We start from the raw sequence: 22,890 nt of genomic DNA on the forward strand, positions 1-22,890 counted from the left end.
AAACAAAAAGAGCCCTAATCACAAAGTGATTAGAACTCGAATTTAGTTTCACCAACAACAGTTGACGAAGAGCCTCTATTTTTTGAATGATTGCGCTATTTGCGTACATGGCAGTAATTCCACCACGGATAAGCACTTTTAGGCCATCCAATCAAACCATCGTAGCCAAATTCGGAATATCTGGACAACCTACTGAAATTTTGGACACTAACCGCTTAGTAACCCCTTTTTGTCGCCCAGCTCATCGTTAAAATACCATCAATTAATTTACCATTAAATCCTTCTAAAAAATTTCTAAGCATATTTATACCAAAAAACAAGTGATGGTTTTATACTTTTGTTGATTGAAAGCCCGTTGACTAGAAATCAAGTTCAGGTTGTTTTTACGTCACAATTTTGAAAGTTTCAAGGAATGCCGAGAACTGGAGGGATGGCCATGAATGATTTGCTCAAAATATCAGATTTTGCATTTATTTACATGCTAATCGGATTATGGTTCGGTGACTTCTTTGCCATGCGTAACATTGGTAAAACATCAAAGTACGTATCTCAACTGCTGAAAAAAGATGCTGCTGGACTTCAGGTTGCCCTATCTGGCGCGCCTAATTTGTCCCCAGAAACACGTCGACTGGCTATCAAAAAAGTCCGAGTCATCAAGCGTTGGTACTTTTTAGCCAGCAAAACTGGCTCAATGATCATTTTACTCGCTATTAAACAATGGTTGCTGTTCACTGCGAAACAAAACTGGGGATTAGTCACAATTGAGATTTCCATGTTGTTTCTTTGTGCGATTATTTTAGCTGCTGATTTGAGAATTAATGTTATTCGGACAAAACTGGAAGAGATTTTGAAGCCCTATGAAGATAAGTTGTGGTTCGAATATCGACTGAGGAGTTGAACCGACTGGGACAATAAGCGTTTTGATCTCAGAATTCAACGAAAAGAACCAATTATTCCTAATTTTGGAATAGTTGGTTCTTTTCGTTGAATGGCCGGGATTAGTCGTTTGGCACAATATTAATCCAAAGATTAGTCGCAATCCAAGTTAATGATGACCGATTGAAATTAACCCATATCCCGGTGCCTCACTTTCAGTTCTCAAATCATTAAACGATTTTCAGTTAATCTTCTTCTGGGTGAAACTGTATCGTTGCATTGACAGCTCGTTTCCAGCCTGAATACAGTTGCTTTCGCTTCTTGTCATCCATGTCTGGCTTAAATTCGTCTCGAGCCTTGATCGTTTCCTTAATTTCATCAACAGAACTCCAAAAACCAACGGCCAATCCGGCCAAATATGCTGCGCCAAGTGCTGTGGTTTCAGCAATTGATGCCCGTTGAATTGGCGTTCCCAAAATATCTGCCTGAAATTGCATGAGGTAGTTATTATTAGCCGCCCCACCATCAACGGCAAGTTCTTTCAAATCAATCCCAGTTTCGCTCACCATTGTATCAACAACATCCCGAGTCTGATAAGCCAAGGATTCAAGCGTGGCTCTAATGAATTGATTCTTCGTTGTTCCACGAGTTAAACCAAATACCACGCCCCGGGCATTCTGATCCCAATAGGGCGCCCCTAAGCCGGTAAAGGCAGGTACGACGTAAACGCCATCGCTCGTTTTAGCGTCAACTGCAAGTTGTTCTGATTCTGGGGAGGTTTTGATCATTTCCATCGCATCTCTTAACCACTGAATTGCAGAGCCAGCAACAAAGATACTACCTTCCAGAGCGTAATTGACTTTACCGTCAATCCCATAAGCAATGGTTGTTAATAAGCCGCGTTTAGAAAGGGTTGGTTCCTCACCAGTGTTCATCACAATAAAGGCACCGGTTCCATAAGTATTCTTGATCATTCCGCGTTGCAATGCCATCTGACCGAACAATGCAGCTTGCTGGTCCCCAGCAATTCCTGCAATTGGCACCTGAACGCCTGAGAAGGAGTAACCTGATGTATAGCCATAAATTTCTGATGATGAATGAACCTCAGGCAACATGCTTGCGGGAATATCAAGTAACTTAAGGATGTCTTGATCCCACTGAAGCGTGTGAATGTTAAACAACATTGTTCGACTGGCATTCGTATAGTCAGTCGCATGAACTTTACCCCCGGTCAATTTCCAAAGGACCCAAGTATCAATCGTGCCAAATAAAAGGTCACCATTTTCGGCCTTTTGGCGGGCACCATCAACATTGTCCAAGATCCACTTAATTTTAGTCGCAGAGAAATAAGAATCAATGATTAACCCAGTCTTGTCATGAATCATCTCATCATAACCATCATTCTTCAGCTGATCAGCTAAGTCGGCAGTTTGTTTTGACTGCCACACAATTGCATGATAGATTGGCTCACCAGTGTTTTTGTCCCAAATAACGGTCGTTTCACGCTGATTGGTCACCCCAATTCCCCGAACTTTGTATGGTGGCACATCTGCATTGATTAAGGCTTCAGAAATGACTGATTGAACCGCATTCCAAATTTCATTGGCGTCATGTTCAACCCAACCAGACTTTGGGAAATACTGATGAAATTCACGCTGCGATTTACCAACGATATCGCCATCATGATTAAAGAGAATCGCCCGGGTACTCGTGGTCCCCTCATCGATTGACATTATGTATTGTTGATCATTCATGTAAAGGTCTCCATTCTTATTATTCCTGCGTTTGTCGTAACTGTAACATCTTAAGTTAGTATACAATATTCTTGATCGACAAACCAACTCGTTTGTAAATTTTAGAAAAGTACAAGAATTACCCTGGACATTTGGGGGATTACCCGAAAAGTATTGAGATTGAGACTAACGGCCTTTTAATCACAAAATTTCAGCAAACGGTTTAGAGGTGCTTCGATCGGTCGAAATTAAAACTTAAGGACAGACAGCAAAAATCCCAAGGTCAAAAATTCCTGCCTTGGGGTCTCATATCTGGATTCTTAAACGCTTGGTTTGGCACCTTTTACTTTTGGTCGCTACTCAACACGCCACCCACACTATAACGATCTTTTTGCATTTCACTCAAAATAACGTGAACATGTTCAGCTGGCGCACCAGTATTTTTGACAACAGCGGCGGTAACATCTTCGACCAAACCCTTCAATTGAGCTTGAGAACGGCCGGCAATTAAATGAATATCAACAATTGGCATATCGATTCCTCCAAATTTTTAAATTGAAAAAAGTATACCCTATTTTATTTTTGACCGCAATCTAAATTTCATAAGCCAAACAGTCATTTCACCATCTTAACTTGAAAAATGATACAATATATCAGACAGAATTCAGTATTGATAGGAGACATAACTCATGATTCCAACTAAAAATTATTCCGCATGTACCAGTATGATTGTTGGCAAAAATGCCAGTATCGATGGGTCGATCATGATCGCCCGAAATGAAGACAGCAAATCTTCATGGCCGAAGAACTATGTCATTCATCCCCACCAAGAATTTGACACTGAACAGGAATTTTCCTCTAACGATAATGGTTTTAAACTCCCGCTTCCAAAAGTTCGGGCAAAATATTCGGCGACTCCGGAATGGACCGCTAAATTTGGGCTATTTGAAGAGGACGGGATTAATGAATACGGAGTTGCAATGAGCGCTACCGAAAGTACCTACACGAACGAGTACGTCCTGGGTGCCGATCCACTTGAGAAGGATGGAATTGGTGAAGAGGCCATGATTACCGTCGTGCTGCCCTACATCAAAACTGCCCGTGAAGGCGTCAAACGGCTTGGCCGCATCATTGAATACTATGGCACTTCCGAATCTAACGGTATTTTATTTGCTGACAAAAACGAAGCCTGGTACATGGAGACTGGCGGTGGCCATAATTGGGTGGCCGTCAAGATTCCTGACGATTCCTATGCCGTGATCGCAAATCAGACAGCTATTCAATACATTGACTTTCAGGATCCAGAAAATTATCTCTGGTCAACTCATATTCGGCAGTTTGTTGAAGACCATCAACTGAATCCAGATCCAACCGGCAGCACGTTCAACTTCCGTCAAATTTTCGGAACAGCCACTCTCTCTGATACTTACTACAATACTCCCAGAGTTTGGTATGGACTCAAGTTATTCTCACCTGACCAACAACATACTCCCGTTGATCAGGATATGCCATTCTTAAATCAAGCCAATCGGAAACTCAGTGTCTTTGATGTTCAAGACTTTTTAGCATCTCATTACCAAGGCACCCCCTACGATCCAATTGGTGAAGGATCTGAAGCCGATAAGCATCGTTTCCGACCAATTAGTCTAGCTAAGACCCAGGAAGCCCACATCCTCCAAATTCGGCCCTCTATGCCGACTCCAGTGGCCGGCATCCAATGGCTAGCCATGGGGGTTGCTGCCCAGAGTTCATTTGTGCCGTTTTATGCTGGTGCCACTGACACCCCTAAGCAATATCAGAATGCCACTGGTTCTTATTCCCCCGATCAAGCCTATTGGACGTACAAGCTCGCCGGAACACTCGTTGATCCACATTATGTGAAGTTTGGGCCAAAACTGAGTGAGACCCAAAAACAATTGCGAATTGCGTTTCAACAATCAATTCAGGCTGCCGACAAGGTTGTTCGCGGGTTATCCAATGTTGAACAAGCTGACTTTCTGACCAAGATTAACTTTGAAAACAGCCAGGAAGGACTGAATGCCTACAACAGCTTAATTTCGGATCTGGTGACCAATGCCACCGATTTATCGCCATTGAACTTTAAACAGGATGTCAATTTATAGACCTAACCTCACGCAAATTAAAAAACGGGATCATCAACTCACTGCCCCCAAGCAATGAATTGATGATCCCGTTTTAATTTTCTTAAGCTTCTTTAGTAATGTTCACGGGTAAAAGCGCCACGACTGTTATCACTTGCTCGGGTCACTAATTTGGTTAATAGCTCTTCTGTATCTTTCATGATTCGATCGGCAGTGCGTTCATTTGCCTGACTCAAAGCTTGCATGAGTTCGCCACCCTTTTTACCGCTCACTGCTTTATCCACCTTTGCGATCCGTTGATGCCCACATGCCAATGATTTAAGCTGGAAGTCCTCAACGTCTGCCATCAATTCCTGATAATGATCAGCAACGATTAGCGAAATCAATCGATTTGCCCAATAAGCATTGTGACTATCCAAAGTGGCTGTGGTATCGCGATAGCAATCCGGTGTGTCGAGAATATGGGTGTAAAATGGCACAATCGTATTAAACGGATTGCCAGCAAAAGCCAACCATTGAATTGCGGCATGATCTTCAGCAACATATGGCCGCAACTGTAAAATTGACAGTTCTTGATTCCGATTGAACCCAATTGGTCGGTAGGGATTGGTTTTGTAATCAGCTCCGGGTGCAAATGGATCGTATGGCGTATCTTGATAATGAGAACTCAATACAAACTTAAGGTCCTCAATGGTGATTTTTCGATCGGCATAATTGATAAATGGCAATTTGTTACTCATGGGTGACAGATCCTTAACCGATTCAGGATTAAAGTAACGCTGACCGTACCAGGCACGAGGGGTATTGTAATGATGATCAAGCTGGGTATCTGAACCAAAGATCTCCCGGAAGTTAAAGTTACTCGTTAAATTCAAGTGGTTTTTCTCAACAAACTTCAGTAAATCCTTAGAAAACATGAAGTTATCAGGGTCATCAAACTTAACTTCCTGGATTCCAGTTTGATTGGGGGCAATCACATAGGCATCATCTGGAATCCGTTGGGCAACCCAATGATGACCACCAGCCGTTTCCATATACCAAATTTCGTTGATATCTGAGAAAATGATCCCATTTGATTCATAAGTCCCATATTTCTTAAGTAGACCGCCAACGCGTTCGACGCCGTCTCTGGCTGAACTAATGTATGGTAACGTGATCGTTAATAGATCCTCCTCGCCTAGGCCATTCTTAACCAAGGGGTCAGCTCCTAGGACCCGAGAATTTGTGGTAATCGTTTCGGTGGCACTCATTGCGACATTATGGGCATTGACACCCGCTTCACCCCAAACACCTTCGTTAGTCACAGCATCTGGCACTGATGTATAGCGAACCGGATTATCAGGTAATTGAATCGAAAACTTGGATAATTTTGAATGATACTCACTTGGTTGGTCTTCGTGATGGATGACAACGAATTTTTTCGGATGGACCGCTTCGCCAGCGTCTTCATTCCTGGCAATTAACGTCGAACCATCATAGCTGGCATTTTTACCAACCAAGATGGTTGTACAACTACTATGTTTTGATGCAAACATGATGAAGCCTCCTTAATAGCTCTCTTGATAATCATCTTACACCTAATTGGATGTAAGCGTATTACTAAAAATGATCAAAAAAGAGGTTGTTATTTCGAACAACCTCATTGGACTTGGATGATATAGTTTGAAAATGCATTTTGTGACCAAACTGGGTCTCTTTAGATACTCGCTATTTTTGAGCAGGTTCTTCATAGTCACCATTTGGACAGACAACTTGAGTGCCGCCCTTGACCTTCTTCTCGACTAAGAAGTGCCCATCCTTTGGACAATCTCGGCCGACTGGCTTATCCCAAGAAACAAAATCACAATCTGGGAATCGAGAACAACCATAGAAAATTCGATGACGTTTAGATTTCCGCTCAATGACCTGACCTTCGTGACACTTTGGACAAATCACGCCGATTTCTTTAACAATTGCTTTCGTGTTTCGACAATCTGGGAATCGGGAACAGGCATAAAACTTACCGTAACGACCCATTTTAATCACCATTGGGGCGCCACAGATTTCACAGTTAAAACCGGCTGGTTCATCTTTAATCTGAACCTTTTCCATATTCTTAGTGGCTGATTCAACTTCGGTTGAAAATGGTCGATAGAATTTATCAACTAGCTTAATCCAGTTTTCCTTACCTTCTTCAACCTGGTCAAGCTTACCTTCTAAATTGGCAGTAAAGTCGATGTTAACAATGTCTGGGAAATATTCCACGATAATTTTGTTAACAATTTCGCCTAATTCCGTTGGTTCAAATCTTCTGCCAACTTCTTTAACATAATACCGTCGTTGAATCGTATCAATAGTTGGTGAGTAAGTGGATGGTCGACCAACACCCTTTTCTTCAAGAGCTTTGATCAAATTCGCTTCACTATACCTTGCAGGTGGCTGAGTAAAATGCTGATCAGGATTGCTGTTAACGAGTTTGACTTGATCACCCGTTTCCAAATCTGGTAAAAGATTATCCTTTTCTTTGCCATCGCCGTAGACCTTCAAGAAACCATCAAACTTCATCTTCGAACCATTGGCTTTAAAAGTAACCCCGTTTTGTTCAATGGTGACAGCCATTGTATCCATAATTGCAGGTGTCATTTGGCTAGCCATGAAGCGAGACCAGATAAGTTGGTACAATCTAAACTGATCTTTAGTTAGGTATTTTTTCAAGCTGGCAGGCGTTCTGAAAACTGAAGTGGGTCGAATTGCCTCATGGGCATCTTGAGCACCTTCAGGTAACTTGCCCTTGATTGGTTTGGTAGCAGCATATTCCGCTCCGTACTTCTCATGTAGGAAAGTAGAAGCTTCGTGCTTGGCAATGATCGAAATTCGAGTTGAATCCGTCCGCATATAGGTAATAAGGCCCTGGCTGCCTTCTTTACCAATATTAATACCTTCATACAACTGCTGAGCCGCCATCATCGTTTTACGAGTTCGGTAATTCAACTTCCGGTTAGCTTCTTGTTGCATTGTACTTGTGGTAAATGGAGGCTGCGGTTGACGCTTACGTTCACGACGGGTCACTTTGGTAATATCAAAGTCACCTTTTGGGTCAAGGCGCTTCATCACGTCTTGAACCGCATCGTTATTAGGCAAATCGTGTTTTTTTCCGTTCAAGCCATAGAAACTGGCCTTGAACTTTTTACTCCGCCCCTTTTTAAATTCAGAATCAATTGACCAGTACTCTTCAGGGGTGAAGTTTTTAATTTCGTTTTCCCGTTGAATGATTAACCAAAGCGCAATTGACTGAACCCGGCCGGCACTTAAGCCCTTCTTCACCTTTTGCCACAATAACGGTGAAATGGAATAGCCAACCAGTCGATCGAGTACTCGACGAGCCTGCTGGGCGTCCACTAAATTCATGTCAATATTGCGGGGATGCTTAAAGGATTCCTTCACAGCATCTTTGGTAATTTCATTAAACACAACCCGATTGTCTTCCTTCGGGTCCAAATCTAGGATGTGTGACAAATGCCACGCAATCGATTCACCTTCACGATCCGGATCGGCTGCCAGATAGACTTTTTTTGCCTTCTTTGCAGCAGAACGTAACTCTTTAATCGTGTCGCCTTTTCCTCGAATCGAAATATAATGAGGTTCATAGTCGTGATCAATATCGACACCCATTTTACTCTTGGGTAAATCACGAACGTGACCCTTACTGGCAACAACTTTGTAAGAACGGCCAAGATATTTTTCAATCGTCTTGGCTTTCGCAGGAGATTCAACAATCACCAAGGTCTTTTTAGGCGACCTTCGTTTTGCTTTACTCTTGGCTTTAGGTTTCGTTGTAGTAGCCATGTGTTCTCCTTTCAACATTACTTCTTATTTATTAGTTAAGCGTTTAAATTATCCGCACAAATCTACCATATCATATTGCAAGTGTTTTTGAGTGTCAACTAATGAATTCTTCCAAAATATCATCAGCACACAGAATTGGCTTGGCCCCAGCAGCAATTAATTCATTAGTTCCAACCGACAATCTACTATTGATCGGTCCGGGAACTGCGAGAACATTTCGATTATTTTGCAACGCTAAATTGGCTGTGATCAGACTGCCAGAATGATGCTTAGCCTCAGTCACGAGGACACTTTGCACCAGTCCGGCAATGATCCGATTGCGCTCGGGAAAATGGCTTCGAAAGCCACGGGTTTGATTAGGATATTCACTTAGCAGTAAATGGTCCCGGGCAATTTGTTCTTGTAAATATTTGTTTGCACCTGGATAAGCAATGTCCAATCCAGTTCCAATAACCGCAATCGTGCGGCCTTGGTTCGCAATTGCACATTGGTGAGCAAGTTTATCAACACCTTTTGCAAGGCCTGACACAATTGTCATTCTATTTGAAATTTTGCCAGGAATCAACTGTTTTAAGACTTCAGTCGAGTAACGAGTTGCCTCTCTGGCACCCACGATCCCTAACAACTCGCCGTTAATCAATTCAAGGTGACCACGATAAAATAGCACAATTGGTGCGCTGTAAGCTTCTCTGAGGATTTTAGGGTAACTCGGATCGCAAATTGCCAACCAGCTTTCGCCGTCAACTAACTGATCGACCAGTTGATCATCCGTCATCATTTGTTGATAGCTAGCGCAAAAAGTTGCAATGTTCCGACCTTGAATCCCTGCAATGGCCAGTAAATGGTCAGCAACTGGCAGATGCTGGTCATCCCATACTCCCTGAGAAAGCCACTCATAAATCTTTGTCTTACCCACAATTCCAATTCCCTTACACAAATGAAGTCGTAATAAATAATCCCTTAACAGCATCTAAATTCTCCCCTTTTAAGAATAAATACGTAAAAGGGAATCATTATTTCGAATTTTTTTCGACTGGTGAAAAAGTCATCCGGTGGATGGGGGTTGGGCCGAATTTCTTAAGGGCGGCCAAATGTTTCGCGGTTCCGTAACCAGCATTATGTTCGAAGTCATACTCAGGATACTGTTTGGCAAATTGTGCCATTAACTCATCCCGATAAACTTTAGCCACAATGCTTGCAGCAGAAACACTAATACTTTTTGCATCCCCCTTAATCAATCTGGTTTGATGAATCGGCACAGCAATCTGCATGGCATCAACGATAATTTCGTTGGGCTGTGGACTAAGTTGGTTAACCGCTTGCTTCATTGCCACTCGAGTTGCTTCATAAATATTCATCCGGTCGATTCCAATATTATCAACAACCCCAACCCCGATGCTTAATGCTTCTCGGCGAATCAATGGTGCCAATTTTTCTCGCATAACAGGAGAAAGCTGTTTGGAATCATTGACCGCAATGAGATCAAAATCATGCGGGAGAATGGCTGCGCAGGCGACCACTGGCCCAGCAAGCGGACCACGGCCGACTTCATCGACACCAGCTACATATTCAACCCCACGCTGCCAGAACTGGTGCTCATAGCGAAACCGTTGATGAAAAGCGGCCAAGTACTCCTGTTGGCGGGCCAGCCTTTTTTGGGTTCTTTGAACGGCTTGTTGAACGCCTTTTCTTGGGTCAGTCATGAATCGGGCAATTCGTTGATCATCAGGATTCGTGATCGCCGCCAATAATGTTTTAATTTCTGTGATCGTCATTGTTTTCTGCTGCCACCATTTCTGGAGTATCTAATGTATAAGGGCCAACTTTGCCGGACCGGATATCTTGAATGATCCGATTAGAAGCACGTTCATAATCATCGCGCATGCCAATTTTAGCTGTAATCTTCAATAGCAAATCAACATCAGACAACTGCAAGTCCTCATCATTTAAGTGATAACGTTGTCGGAGTTGGTCTGGTTGTGAGACCCGGAAAAGTTTTAAGGCGAACAACGCAACATCATCACTATGAAAAACGCTGTCTTTAATAGCACCAGTCAGCGCCAGTTTATTGGCAATTTCTTGACTGGAAAATTTTGGCCACAAAATCCCTGGCGTATCCAAGAGTTCTAACTTACTGCCGGATTTCAGCCATTGTTGCCCCTTAGTAACGCCAGGACGATTCCCAACTTGGGCTGCCCGGCGATTGACTAATCGATTTAAAACAGTTGATTTGCCGACATTTGGGACGCCGACACTGATCGCCCGGATTGGCCGCTTTTTCATGCCTTTATCCTGCTCTCGCTGTAATTTATCTCTTAAAATTGGTGAGATGACTGAAATGACATTATTAATCCCAAATTGCGTTTTAGCATCAATCGCAATTGCCGGTTGGTCGTTATCTTTGAAATACTTCAACCACCTGGCCGTCATTTCAGGCTCAGCAAGATCTCGCTTTGTCATAATGAACAAGTGAGGCTTATCAGCGCTGATCCGCTTAATTTCGGGATTTTGTGATGAATAAGGAATCCGGGCATCAAGAATTTCAAACACAATGTCGACTAATGAAAGATTCTCTTCAAACTGGCGAATTGCTTTTGCCATATGTCCAGGGAACCATTGAATTGTTATTGCCATATTTTCACTTCCTACATGCTTTCTTCATACATTTTCCAAACCTCATCAAATATTTCCATATTGGGTAAGTACGACGCATTTTCTTCCAAATATTTTGAAAGTGAATCAAATTCATCCAGTTGTTTGGGAAATGATTGATCGTAAAAGGCGTTATTGGCAAATTCCGCAATTGGATCTGTACTCCCTGGATTGCGTTGGGTCATTAAAAACTGGTAAAAGGTTTTGTTCAAAATTCAATACTCCTTACTGTTTTGGCAAAATGATTTTAAATACGAATTTTCCTTTGCCGTTCATATCAATTGTTTGGGCACTGTAGTTGAGACCGTGCTTGGTCATATGATTGATGTCCAGTCGAATAAGTTTCTTTTTTGGCACCAATTGAACCCATTTGGGTAATTCATAAGCATTTTTAACATACGTCAAAACAAAACTGATGGGAACCGGAAATCGGCCTAATGCTAATTTAGTGGCATGTAATTCAACGTTGCCGTTCGAGAGGACCTTTGGGGTAAAGAAAACCGTAAAGTCAACCGTACTACCTAAGAGCTTCATTGACCCATACACGATCCCTTGGTCAGCCACTTCAAAATGATACTTGGCATTATCACTGCCATCTTGAAGCTTGTCAAGATAATAATCTGATAAGGTGTTCAGCTGGTCCTTGTTGAGTTGCACCGAAATCGGCGTCGTTCCGGTATTTTTGGCTTCACTATTAAAGGTACTGTCAGCCTTAGAGGGCATATGAACAATCACCATCAGGGCAACAATCGCCAAAACAATAAGTCCTGCAAGTGATATAAAGGCAACTTTCCAAGGATTTCGCCGTTTATTCTTGGTTCTAGATTTCTGCATAAAAATTAATCATCCCTTCGCCCAGTCTGTGTGGTCAACCAGTTGTTTGTATAGCAAATTGGTCATGATTCGGTAGCCCTTCGTATTTGGATGGAAATGATCATCCGTTGACAAATAAGCGTTCGATTGTGCTGTTTGCCCGGTTAATAACGCCTCAATTTGTGTCGCGTTATAGTGGCCATTTCCAATCACATGAGCTCGTTTTCGTAATCGTTCACGGGATTGAACCGTTTTAAACTGCCCATCAGACATCCGCTTATTGATTGGAATGAAGTAAATCCGTGATTGATGATTAACAACAGCTTGGGTTGCGGAATTATTTTGGGCAACGGCTCGGCTGATGAAGGAAACTTGAGGAAAATAAACGTACACCGGATTATAGATTCCAAAAACAAAGATTGGTGAGTGCGGGTTAAGTTGGCGAATATGATTAAATAACCGGGTAACCCGCTTACTGTATGCGGTTCGGTAATTAGCGAGCTTTGAATCGAGTTTATGGTCACTGGGATCAGTCACATTCTGTTTTAAAAAGTGCAGCAGATCGTTCCCACCGGTTGTCACTGTGATCACATCTGCATGGCTTAAACTAGTTCGCAATTTTTTTGAAGTCATGACTCGATGATCAATTTGATCCGTTGTTTCCCCTGATATTCCAAAATTAGCGGTGGACATGTGAACGTGAGGATTATTTTGATTGACTTTGTTTGTGATCATGTACGTATACCCACCACGGTTATTAGGATCGCCAATCCCTTGGGTCAGTGAATCGCCAACTGCCGTTAATTTAACCTGTTTTGGCGGTCGATTCTGGTAATGATTGTATGTCACATAACCGACACCTGCCACAATGATGACCGCAATGATCATGAGCAAGTATTTCAGTTTATGGCTTCTTTTTTTCACTAACGGACACCCCCCCGCCGTCAAAGCACTGACAATATAAAAGAGAGCATCGACATCATATTCTCGTCTCAGCCCTTCTCGCATAACGAAGCTATTTTAATCTGGATCACTATAATAAATCAAGGCAAATCCACCTTGGCCAACATGGGTCGCAATAATTGGGGAAGTTGTTCGGTAAAACAACGGTACATTAGGAAAGAGTTCTTTTAATTGTTGAACCGTTTCTCGTAACACATCGGTTTCGGTTACATAAGAAATTCCGATCATTTGAAGCGCCTTGGTATTCTTCATTTCATCGAGAACTTTGCCGAAGAATCTTCGAAGTGACTTATCACCCCGTCCCTTAGAAATGACCTTCAACTTGCCATCAGCAACCTCTAGCCCCAATTTTAAATTTAAGAAATTGGTAATTGCCCCGGCAATCGGATGAAGCCGGCCGCCTTTGACAATATTGTCAAGCGTCATCACGCACAGATAAAGTTTGGTATTATCTCGAACTTTGTTAATCTGCTTTACGATTGTATCACGGTCGGCCCCTTCTTGGGCAAGCTTAGCAGCTTCAAGGACTTGAAAGCTCAAGCCCCGATCGGTAAAAGTACTGTCAATAACCGTTACATCACTCTTGCTCAACGTTGCCGCCTGTTCTGCAGCGTGAACAGTTCCGCTGATAGCTTCCAGCATATCAATACAAAGAACTTGGCTGCCGTCTTTACCAGCTTCGTCAAACGCTTCAATGAACTTACCAACAGGCGGTTGACTGGTCTTGGGAAGATCCTTGGCTACCATCATTTTAGGAACAAACTGTTCATTGTCGATTGTGTCACGTTCAACATAGACCGTGCCATCGATCATGACTGTTAAGGGAACGATTGTAATATCATATTGTTTAACTTCCTCATCGGATAATTGAGCAGATGAGTCCGTCACAATTTTTACTTTTGCCATTTACGCCACTCGTTTCTTTACAAAATTGATAATTGTTTTGTTACTCAAAGATAATTATATCAAAGTTTTTTGTTAACTTACATGATCATTTTTGTTCAATTAAGCTTTTCGATCATAAACTTCGAATGTGTGTGGAAACGGATTCTTTTTATCCACCATGCCATCAACTGACTTGGTTAACTTAAAATCCCCATAATTAATTTCAGGCATGTAGGTATCTCCCGTGAAGGCATGATCAATCTTAGTTCGATATAGTTGATCAACTTTGTCTAATAATTGAGAAAAAATATTGGCGCCACCGGTCACAAAATAATTCTCATTCGGATTTTGATCAATCATTTCACATAACTCAGAAATTGATGAAACCACCAAAACCCCCGCTGGAAAATCAGTTTTTCGAGAGACAACGATGTTTTGTCGTCCTGGCAGCGGTCGATTATAACTCCGAAACGTATTGGCACCTGAAATGATCGGATGCCCCATCGTTGTGTTCTTAAAATACTTCATATCGTCAGCTAAATGCCAAGGTAGCCCACCTTTGGCACCAATCAAACCGTTAGCATCTTCTGCCCAAATATAAGAAATCATTGATTGAGCCTCCTAAACGGCCACTGGCGCTTGAATTTTGGGATATGGATCATAGTTCTCAACTTTAATATCGCCCATCGTGAAATCGTCAAGATGTTGCTTCTCCGGATTTAACCATAATTGTGGGGCATTATGTGGTTTCCGGGTTAATTGTTCCTTTACCTGTTCAATGTGATTGGAATAAATATGAGCATCTCCGAGCGTATGAACAAAATCACCAACTTCCAGACCGCATTCGCGAGCGATTAAGGACGTTAAAAGCGCGTAACTGGCAATATTAAACGGAACCCCAATAAAGATATCGCCTGAACGCTGGTAAAGCTGACAGCTTAATTTACCATCAACGACATAAAACTGGAACATTGTATGACAAGGAGGTAGAGCCATTGAAGGCACGTCCTCTGGATTCCAGGCGGAAACAATCATTCTTCTGGAATCAGGATGATTCTTGATCAAATCAATCACATTCTGAATTTGATCAATGGTTTGGCCCTTCGAAGTCTTCCAAGCGCGCCATTGACTCCCATAAATCAAGCCAAGATCGCCATATTTGTTGGCAAAGTCTTCATCGTCAAGAATTTTTTGACAGAACAAATTCATTTGTTCCTTGTATACTTTGTTAAATTCAGGATCCTTGAGGGCCCGATGAGAGAAGTCGGTCATGTCTGGGCCTTGATAATCAGCAGATTGAACGTAGTTTTGGAATGGCCATTCATCCCAGATATGATTCTTGTGTTGTAATAAGAACCGAATATTTGTGCCACCCTTTAAGAACCATAATAATTCGCTCTTAATCAAGCCGAATGGCACTTTTTTTGTCGTCAGTAACGGGAATCCTTCAGAAAGATCAAAACGCATTTGGTATCCAAAAGTACTCAAAGTACCAGTGTGGGTTCGGTCGGATTTCTTGTGACCGTTTTCCAAAACATACTTTTCGAGGTTTAAATAGGCATCTTCTAACATGACAATTCTCCTTTTAAATGGTTATTCAGCATATTCACTCAGGTATTCCCAACGTTTAATCTTTTGATCGATTTCTGCTTCTAATTCGTCCTTTTGCGCTTGTAAATCGGCAAGCTTGTCATAATCACTGCCATTGGACTGCATTTGCTTTTCGATTTCAGACTGTTGGCCTTCCAGAGTATCAATATCCTTCTCAATATGACCGTACTCAAGTTGCTCAGCATACGTTAATTTTTTCTTTTTGTCGTTATCTTTGTCGTTATCACTGGAATTCTCAGCGGAATCCGGCGCTTTTTCTTTAACCGAAACAGATTTAGCTTGACTAGTTTCTTTTTTTACGGACTGGTGTTTGCGAGCTAAATAATCTGTAAACCGGCCACGATGCTCTTCGATGACGCCATCACCATCGAATATCAACAATCGATCGGCCACTTTATCCAAGAAATAACGGTCGTGAGAAACGGTAATGACCGTTCCTTGAAATTTAGAAATATAATCTTCCAGCACCGTCAAGGTTGCAATGTCCAAATCATTGGTTGGCTCATCCAACAATAAAACATTTGGTTGCTGCATCAATAACTTTAACAGGTAAAGACGCCGCTTTTCACCACCGGATAATTTCCGAATCAGTGTCCCGTGCATGAATCTTGGGAATAAAAATTGCTCCAAAAGTTCAGTCACACTGATTTTTTGACCATTCTTGTCAGTGACTTGCTGACCAATTTCATTTAAGTAGCTAATCACCCGCTTATCTTCTGGAATCGGTTCCGTTAACTGGGTATAATACGCCATTTTAACCGTTTCGCCAATCTTTATGATGCCCGAATCCAGTTTCAACCGCCCGGCAATGACATTCAGTAGGCTGGTCTTGCCGGCGCCGTTCTCGCCGCTAATTCCGATCCGTTCGTTGGGCTGAACCAAAATATTAAAATCTTTCAGGATGGTTTGACCAGCGATACTCAAGTTGGCGTCCTTCATCTTAATAACTTCTTTACCTAGTCGGGCTTGACCAAGTGAAATATCAACGTCCTGATCAAGCTTGAGCGTATTCACATTTTCTTTGAGATCATTAAATCGATTAATCCGAGCTTGTTGCTTGGTAGAACGGGCTTTCGCACCAGTCTTCATCCAAGCCAGTTCCGACTTGTAAAGCTGTTGGGTTTTGTGTTGGGCATCAATTTCTCCCTGTACCCGAGTGGCTTTTTGCGCAACATAATCTTGATAGTTTCCCTCGTATTCGTAGAGCTTACCAAATGACAGTTCCCAAATTTTATTAGCAACCTGATCCAGAAAATATCGATCATGGGTTACAACAATCAGGGAGCCCTTATAACCAGCCAAGTAATTTTGCAACCAGTCAATGGAGTCAAAGTCCAAATGGTTAGTCGGTTCATCCAGCAACAAAAGGTCGGGCGATTGAATCAACACCTGAGCCAATCCGACACGTCGGCGTTGGCCACCGGAAAGTTCACCAACTTTTTGGTTATAATCATCGATTTTTAACTGGGTCAAAATCGTTTTAACATCACTTTGAGCGTTCCAGGCATCTTCTTCATTCATTCGCGCTTCAGCCTTGGTATAGCGCTTTTCTGCTGTTTCATCCTCTGGATGGGCAGAGTATTCTTTCAACGTATTTTCATAATTTCTGATTGTTTGATAAACCTTCTGTGAACCCGAAAAAACGGCATCCATAATCGATAAATTGTCATCAAGTTCGGGATCCTGGGTCAAATAGCCGATCGTATATGACTTGGAAGTAATGATATCGCCAATCGAATCATGATCCATTCCAGAAATTGCATTCAAAAGCGATGTTTTGCCACTTCCGTTTGTTCCAATCAACCCAATTCGATCATGTTCATTGATCATAAAACTGAGATTATCAAAAAGCGTTTTTTCACCATACGTTTTGGTTAATCCTTCAACCCGCATTGTTTCCATTAATTAATCATCCTCGTTTATAAAACTTTTTGTCGCACTGATGAGCGCCGGTCGGGTGTTGGCCACCTTAGCGTCAACCACAGCTTTTTCTAAATAATTTAACGTTTCACCCAATTGTGGGCTGGGTTTTAAAATCCCATCCTTAATGAGTTGGCCGCCGGTAATTTTAAGTTGTTTTTTGTCCGTGATTGGTAAGTGGTCATAGTCAGCCACGTACCCGGAGAAATCACTGGTGGAAATGGCATTCAAAATATTAACAGCGTTTTCAACATTTTCCCGGCCAGCTCGGTATAAATCCCAGTTGGACAGTTCATTCGAACTCATTCTAAAAAGTAATTCAGTCGTTAGTATAACATCATTGATCACTTTATTGGCGGTCTTCCACCTTTTCAAAAATGTGCGGATCGCTTCGGCTGACAAGTTGAAATAAAGGGCTAGTAATGACCAAACCTGAGGCTCATTAGTCAGTCGAAAATGGCTGTTAACGATCGCTTGTAACTGAGCCAGTTGATTGCCTAATTCCGGCATATATTTATAAAGGTTTGTTTCAATAGCCAAGTTCAAGCCATTTTGAGCATCGACCCCCATCATCATTTTGACAAACTCGGAATGGGTTCGTTCCACAGCAATTTTTGCCAGTAACTGACTATGACGTTTAATGCCGGCAAGGGTTTTTGCTTCGATTTTAAAGTCTAACTGGCTGGCAAACCGGATTGCCCGCATCATTCTCAAAGCATCTTCATTAAAACGTTCGTTAGGATCACCCACCGCGCGGATAATCTTAGCCTCCATATCAGCCAAACCGCCGAATAAATCAGTGATCTGTCCGCTCTCACTCATTGCAAGCGCGTTGATTGTAAAATCTCGGCGTTTAAGGTCTTCTTTTAGCGACCTCACAAAGTTCACTTCGTCCGGTCGGCGATAATCTTGATAGCCCGACTCGGTCCGAAAAGTCGTCACTTCATAACCATTTCCGTGATCAAGAATCATCACCGTTCCGTGTTCAATTCCGGTATCGACTGTTCGCTTAAATAAGCTCTTAACCTCGCTGGGATAAGCACTAGTGGCAATATCAACATCATGAATTGGTCGATGCAAGAGTGTGTCTCTAACGGAACCGCCAACAAAATAAGCCTCATATCCTGCGGCCTCAATCTTTCGTAGGATTGGTAAAGCTTCTTGAAATTCAGTTGGAATTTTACCCATTTTCACGCTAATCGCCATCCAATTTCTTTTTACTCCTTTAATAATTTTAACAGAATTAAGGCCAGAATAAAAAAGAATGTCGCAATGATTGCCATTTGGCAACGAAACTTGCTATGATTAGTCGGTGACTATTTCGGGGAGGTAAAACGATGGCACAAAAACAAACTCATTTAAATATTTCGTTGATTGATTTGATCGTAATCGCACTTGGAACGGCAATTTATTCATTTGGAATTGTTTTCTTTAACATTTATAATCACCTTGCTGACGGCGGGGTAACTGGTATTACATTGATCTTGAGAGCTTTATTCCACATTGACCCCGCCTATTCAACCATCTTGGTCAACATCCCACTTTTTATCATTGGCTATCGCTTTCTTGGTAAAAAGGATATGTTTTATACACTGTATGGCACGATTGTGTTGGCTGTCTTCCTGTGGATCTGGCAACGGGTCCCCCTCGTGATTAATATTGATCATGACTTATTATTATCAGCAATCGGTGCTGGCTTATTCGGCGGTTTTGGCTGTGGAATTGTTTATCGTTTCGGTGGCACAACCGGCGGTGTCGATATTGTTGCTCGCCTATTTGAACGTTTCAAAGGAATTCAAATGGGGCAAACCCTATTAACAATTGATGTTATCGTCCTCTTGTCATCACTGATTTATCTGGATGTCCGCCAAATGGCCTACACTTTAATTTACGTCTGGATCTTTTCGGTCATCGTCAACTTTACCCAACAGGGTGCTTACACCGCCCGAGGAATTCTCATCATCAGTAATGAATCAAACGCCATTTCGACGGCCATCCAGAGCGAACTGAGCCGTGGCGTCACCTTTTTAAATGCGGAGGGCGGCTATTCGCATCATCCCAAGCAAATCATCTACTGTGTGGTATCCCCGAGTGAGTTGCATAGTTTAAAACAACTGGTGGAATCGATCGACAAGGAAGCGTTTATTTCAATTTTAGATGTTAACGAGGCCATTGGTGAAGGATTTACGTATAAGCGGCCAAAGAAGTTCAAAATACTGTAATGTGAGTGTACTTCCGATCAGTTCAGTCTCGTCCAACTCAAAAAGCATCCTCCCAGAAACTCAATCTGTCTCTGTGGGGATGCTTTTAGTTATAAATCAATGTCCTCATCGTACATCGATGCCATCTCCAAATCATCCGGCACCAATTCAAGATACTTCTTCAGATATTGCTTCTCTTTCTCAACATCAGCTGCTTCTCGATAGAACAAGGCCGCATGTTTCAAGAAACTTGGGTTATCACTCAATTCATGGGCAGCAATTTCATAATTATTGGCAGCCAACTTCGTCTTACCAGCATTTTGATAAGATTGGGCCAAATTATAGGCTAAATGGGCATCAAAAACATGATCTTCGACGACTGGCTCTAAAAGCTTCAGATTATCGCTGTAACGCTCATGGGAAATATACCAGTCAGATACTAATGTCAGGATTTCCATATCGTCAGGAGCGATTTCTCGACCTTTTAGCAAGTATTTTAACGCGAGATCATCCTCATTAGCCATTGTTGCAATTTGACCAGCCTTCTGCCAGATCTTTTCGTTGTAATGATCAATCGCAATTCCTTCCTGAATCGCTGTCAAGGCTTCATCCACTCGCTTCAGGTTAACAAATGAATCAGCTAGATATGGATATAAGGAGCTGTATTGGGGATCGGAGTCACGAAGATCTTCAAATGCTTTAATTGCTTTGGTGTAATCTTTTAAATTAAAGTAAGTAAATGCTAACTCAAATTTAACGTCACTACTCATTTTGACAGGTTTAATTTGTTCCAAATAACCAACGGCCTGCTCAAACTTGCCAATTTCCGCATAAGAGACTCCTAACCGTTCAACCAGATCAACGGCGGACATTTCAAGCGTTCCGGATTTGATGAGGGTCAGATATAAGTTAATCGCTTTTCGATAGTTGCGGGTTGTAAAGTAAAACTCAGCTAACGCAAATTGAATGACCGGCTCGTCAGGAGCTAATTTTTGGGCTTCTAAGAGCTTTTGCTCACTGATCTCAAACATACCCTGGGTTTGGTAGAGATCGGCGGAGACCATCAATGAGCGTATATATTCCGGTGATTCCGGTGATACATGGGACAAATAATTCAGTGCCTTGTCATCATCGTCTTTATCAATTGCCAATTCCGCCAAATTAATTTTTAAATTATCGTCATCTGGAAATTTTTTGAGTAACTTTTCATAAATAGTAGTTGAATCATCTGAAAATCCCAACGAATACAATTCCTCGGCAAGTGAATAAAGCATGTCGTCTGAATCGTTAGCCAATGCTAATTGAAATGATTTTTTGAAATCATCTAATTGACCACTTTCAAGTTGGTCAAGGGCGGTTTGTGAATAAGTCATGTCAGTCCTCCATAGGTATCAAAAAAGCCAGCCCGACATATGCCGTTCTGGCTTAACAGATGAATAATACTATTTAACAGCATCCTTAAGCGCCTTACCAGGTTTGAAAGCTGGTACCTTGCTTGCAGGAATTTGAATTTCTTGACCTGTTTGTGGGTTACGACCCTTACGAGCGGCACGTTGACGTACTTCGAAGTTACCGAAGCCGATCAATTGAACCTTGTCGCCTTTTGCTAAACTGCTTTGGATTGAATCAAATACGGCATCCACAGCTGCTGTAGCATCTTTTTTAGTTAAACCAGTTGCTGATGCAACATTGCTTACTAATTCTGCTTTATTTGCCATGAGTGTATTCACCTCCCTCGAAGATAGGTATGTAAAAAATCACAAACTTGATTCGTTGGAATCCAGAATTGCTAAAACAATACTTTTCGTATCATTTCTTGTTCCAAGATAGCATAAGAACGCCGTCATTGCAATGTTTTATTCGAATTTAGTGCCCAAATCCGCCTAATTAAGACAATATTGTAATAATTGGGGCAAAATGCACTACTTTCGGCTTCTGGTGATGATTTTGATCGGTGTTCCACTGAAGTCAAAATTTTCTCTAATTTGGTTCTCTAAAAATCTGACATATGAAAAATGCATCAGATCCGGATTATTCACAAATACGACAAAAGTTGGTGGTCCCGCTTTGACTTGAGTTGCGTAATAAATCCGCAACCGTTTACCATTGACCGTTGGTGTTGGGTGAACAGCAATGGCATCCATGATCACGTCATTCAGTGCAGATGATTGAACCCGCTTTTCATGGTTATCGTAAACGCGTTTGATCAACAGTGGCAGTTTTTCAATTCGCTGCTTAGTCACTGCCGAAACAAAAATGATTGGGGAGTAAGCCATATACTGGAACTCGTTTCGAATCAGGGTTTCAAAATCTTGCTGGGTATGATTGGTCTTCTTCAGCGTATCCCACTTGTTTACAACGGTGATAATGGCTTTACCCGCCTCATGAGCATAACCCGCAACCTTCTTATCCTGTTCGCGAATGCCTTCCTCAGCATTCATCACAAATAGGATCACATCACTTTGGTCGATCGCTTTCATGGCCCGCATCACACTGTAACGTTCAGTGTTTTCATAGACCTTTCCACGTTTTCGAATTCCGGCAGTGTCCACCATTGTGAACTTAATTCCATCAGCTTCAAATCGGGTGTCAATTGCGTCACGAGTTGTTCCGGCAATATCTGAAACAATGACCCGGTCTTCACCGAGAATCGCGTTGACCAGCGATGACTTGCCCACATTCGGCCGACCAATGATACTGAAACGAATATCATCATTGGAAGCCGTCTCATCGGTTTTAGGGAACTTCTCAACAACTTTATCAAGCAGATCGCCAAGACCTAATCCATGGACCCCAGAAATTGGCATTGGGTCGCCAAATCCAAGAGAATAGAAGTCATAAATATCTTCTCGACCTTCTGGATTATCGACTTTGTTAACAGCTAACACAACTGGTTTATCACTTCGATAAAGGATCTTAGCGACTTGCTCGTCATCAGCAGTCAACCCTTCTTTACCACTGACGATAAAAACGATTACGTCGGCTTCATCAATTGCAATTTCAGCTTGATTCTTAATCTGGGTACTGAAAGGAGCGTCACTGATTTCAATACCACCAGTATCAATCATCGCAAACTTGGTTGTTAGCCATTCTCCATGTGAATAGATTCTGTCACGAGTAACCCCAGGGGTATCTTCAACAATTGAAATTCGATCTCCTGCGATTCGGTTGAAAATTGTTGATTTTCCAACGTTTGGACGACCAATAAATGCGACTGTTGGCATTGCCATAAAATAGCCTCCTTCTTTTCACTCATTCATAAGAAAAGTGGCTGAGACAAAACTTGGTTTTGTCACCATCCACTTTGTG

21 protein-coding genes are annotated in these 22,890 nt (G+C 42.0%); 3 read left to right on the plus strand and 18 right to left on the minus strand.

Translation table 11 applies throughout. The features are described from left to right. Positions 1-436: 436 nt before the first annotated feature. Positions 437-898 (plus strand): hypothetical protein, encoded by a 462-nt coding sequence (locus KTE19_RS04950; protein WP_217341745.1) that lies wholly within the window; start codon positions 437-439, stop codon positions 896-898. 223 nt (positions 899-1,121) lie between these two features. Here the strand turns inward: KTE19_RS04950 and glpK are convergent, their stop codons facing one another. After that, positions 1,122-2,630: a glycerol kinase GlpK gene (glpK, locus tag KTE19_RS04955; RefSeq protein ID WP_217341746.1), complete on the minus strand. Its 1,509-nt coding sequence runs from the start codon at positions 2,628-2,630 to the stop codon at positions 1,122-1,124. Positions 2,631-2,952: 322 nt separating this feature from the next. Beyond that, positions 2,953-3,141, minus strand: coding sequence for a 2-hydroxymuconate tautomerase (gene thmT, locus KTE19_RS04960; RefSeq protein WP_054746629.1), 189 nt, complete (start codon positions 3,139-3,141; stop codon positions 2,953-2,955). Between the two features lie 157 nt (positions 3,142-3,298). Here thmT and KTE19_RS04965 point away from each other — a divergent pair, with 157 nt between their 5' ends. Beyond that, positions 3,299-4,732, plus strand: a complete 1,434-nt coding sequence (locus KTE19_RS04965; protein WP_217341747.1) for a C69 family dipeptidase — start codon at positions 3,299-3,301, stop codon at positions 4,730-4,732. Positions 4,733-4,824: 92 nt separating this feature from the next. Here KTE19_RS04965 and KTE19_RS04970 read toward each other — a convergent pair whose 3' ends face one another. The 13 genes from KTE19_RS04970 to KTE19_RS05030 all read right to left on the minus strand — a co-directional run bounded on the left by KTE19_RS04970 (position 4,825) and on the right by KTE19_RS05030 (position 18,586). Continuing rightward, positions 4,825-6,246, minus strand: a complete 1,422-nt coding sequence (locus KTE19_RS04970) for a C69 family dipeptidase (protein WP_217161274.1) — start codon at positions 6,244-6,246, stop codon at positions 4,825-4,827. A 172-nt stretch (positions 6,247-6,418) separates the two neighbouring features. After that, positions 6,419-8,536, minus strand: coding sequence for a type I DNA topoisomerase (gene topA / locus KTE19_RS04975; RefSeq protein WP_056982765.1), 2,118 nt, complete (start codon positions 8,534-8,536; stop codon positions 6,419-6,421). Positions 8,537-8,630: 94 nt separating this feature from the next. Further along, a complete protein-coding gene (dprA, locus tag KTE19_RS04980) occupies positions 8,631-9,506 on the minus strand; it encodes a DNA-processing protein DprA (RefSeq protein ID WP_217161277.1) in 876 nt (291 codons plus the stop codon). Positions 9,507-9,549: 43 nt separating this feature from the next. Further along, a complete protein-coding gene (gene rnhB, locus KTE19_RS04985; RefSeq protein WP_217341748.1) occupies positions 9,550-10,311 on the minus strand; it encodes a ribonuclease HII in 762 nt (253 codons plus the stop codon). Beyond that, positions 10,292-11,170, minus strand: coding sequence for a ribosome biogenesis GTPase YlqF (gene ylqF / locus KTE19_RS04990; protein WP_217161279.1), 879 nt, complete (start codon positions 11,168-11,170; stop codon positions 10,292-10,294). The genes rnhB and ylqF overlap by 20 nt, the downstream gene beginning before the upstream one ends. Before the next feature lie 11 nt (positions 11,171-11,181). Then, positions 11,182-11,400 carry a YozE family protein gene (locus tag KTE19_RS04995; RefSeq protein ID WP_217161280.1) on the minus strand — a complete coding sequence of 73 codons (219 nt, stop codon included), beginning with the start codon at positions 11,398-11,400 and terminating at the stop codon, positions 11,182-11,184. Positions 11,401-11,413: 13 nt separating this feature from the next. Then, complete coding sequence (locus tag KTE19_RS05000; RefSeq protein ID WP_217161281.1) at positions 11,414-12,022, minus strand: YpmS family protein; 609 nt, start codon at positions 12,020-12,022, stop codon at positions 11,414-11,416. A gap of 9 nt (positions 12,023-12,031) precedes the next feature. Further along, a complete protein-coding gene (locus KTE19_RS05005) occupies positions 12,032-12,925 on the minus strand; it encodes a GDSL-type esterase/lipase family protein (RefSeq protein WP_347339399.1) in 894 nt (297 codons plus the stop codon). 96 nt (positions 12,926-13,021) lie between these two features. Further along, positions 13,022-13,870 carry a DegV family protein gene (locus KTE19_RS05010; protein ID WP_217161282.1) on the minus strand — a complete coding sequence of 283 codons (849 nt, stop codon included), beginning with the start codon at positions 13,868-13,870 and terminating at the stop codon, positions 13,022-13,024. Positions 13,871-13,969: 99 nt separating this feature from the next. Continuing rightward, complete coding sequence (locus KTE19_RS05015) at positions 13,970-14,458, minus strand: dihydrofolate reductase (RefSeq protein WP_217161283.1); 489 nt, start codon at positions 14,456-14,458, stop codon at positions 13,970-13,972. Between the two features lie 12 nt (positions 14,459-14,470). Continuing rightward, positions 14,471-15,421 (minus strand): thymidylate synthase, encoded by a 951-nt coding sequence (locus KTE19_RS05020; RefSeq protein WP_217161284.1) that lies wholly within the window; start codon positions 15,419-15,421, stop codon positions 14,471-14,473. Positions 15,422-15,442: 21 nt separating this feature from the next. Further along, positions 15,443-17,362: an ABC-F family ATP-binding cassette domain-containing protein gene (locus KTE19_RS05025; RefSeq protein ID WP_217161285.1), complete on the minus strand. Its 1,920-nt coding sequence runs from the start codon at positions 17,360-17,362 to the stop codon at positions 15,443-15,445. Positions 17,363-17,365: 3 nt separating this feature from the next. Then, positions 17,366-18,586 carry a CCA tRNA nucleotidyltransferase gene (locus KTE19_RS05030; RefSeq protein WP_217161286.1) on the minus strand — a complete coding sequence of 407 codons (1,221 nt, stop codon included), beginning with the start codon at positions 18,584-18,586 and terminating at the stop codon, positions 17,366-17,368. A gap of 131 nt (positions 18,587-18,717) precedes the next feature. On the opposite strand from KTE19_RS05030, the gene KTE19_RS05035 reads away from it, so the two are divergent. Then, positions 18,718-19,602, plus strand: a complete 885-nt coding sequence (locus KTE19_RS05035; protein ID WP_217161287.1) for a YitT family protein — start codon at positions 18,718-18,720, stop codon at positions 19,600-19,602. Positions 19,603-19,691: 89 nt separating this feature from the next. Here KTE19_RS05035 and KTE19_RS05040 read toward each other — a convergent pair whose 3' ends face one another. The 3 genes from KTE19_RS05040 to der form a co-directional block, all read right to left on the minus strand. Further along, positions 19,692-20,954, minus strand: coding sequence for a tetratricopeptide repeat protein (locus tag KTE19_RS05040; protein WP_217341750.1), 1,263 nt, complete (start codon positions 20,952-20,954; stop codon positions 19,692-19,694). Between the two features lie 69 nt (positions 20,955-21,023). Then, complete coding sequence (locus KTE19_RS05045) at positions 21,024-21,299, minus strand: HU family DNA-binding protein (RefSeq protein WP_054746621.1); 276 nt, start codon at positions 21,297-21,299, stop codon at positions 21,024-21,026. 204 nt (positions 21,300-21,503) lie between these two features. Further along, positions 21,504-22,811, minus strand: coding sequence for a ribosome biogenesis GTPase Der (der, locus tag KTE19_RS05050; protein ID WP_217341751.1), 1,308 nt, complete (start codon positions 22,809-22,811; stop codon positions 21,504-21,506). Positions 22,812-22,890 lie beyond the last annotated feature (79 nt).

It is taken from the genome of Lentilactobacillus dabitei (assembly GCF_019061365.1).
Lineage (GTDB): Bacteria > Bacillota > Bacilli > Lactobacillales > Lactobacillaceae > Lentilactobacillus > Lentilactobacillus dabitei.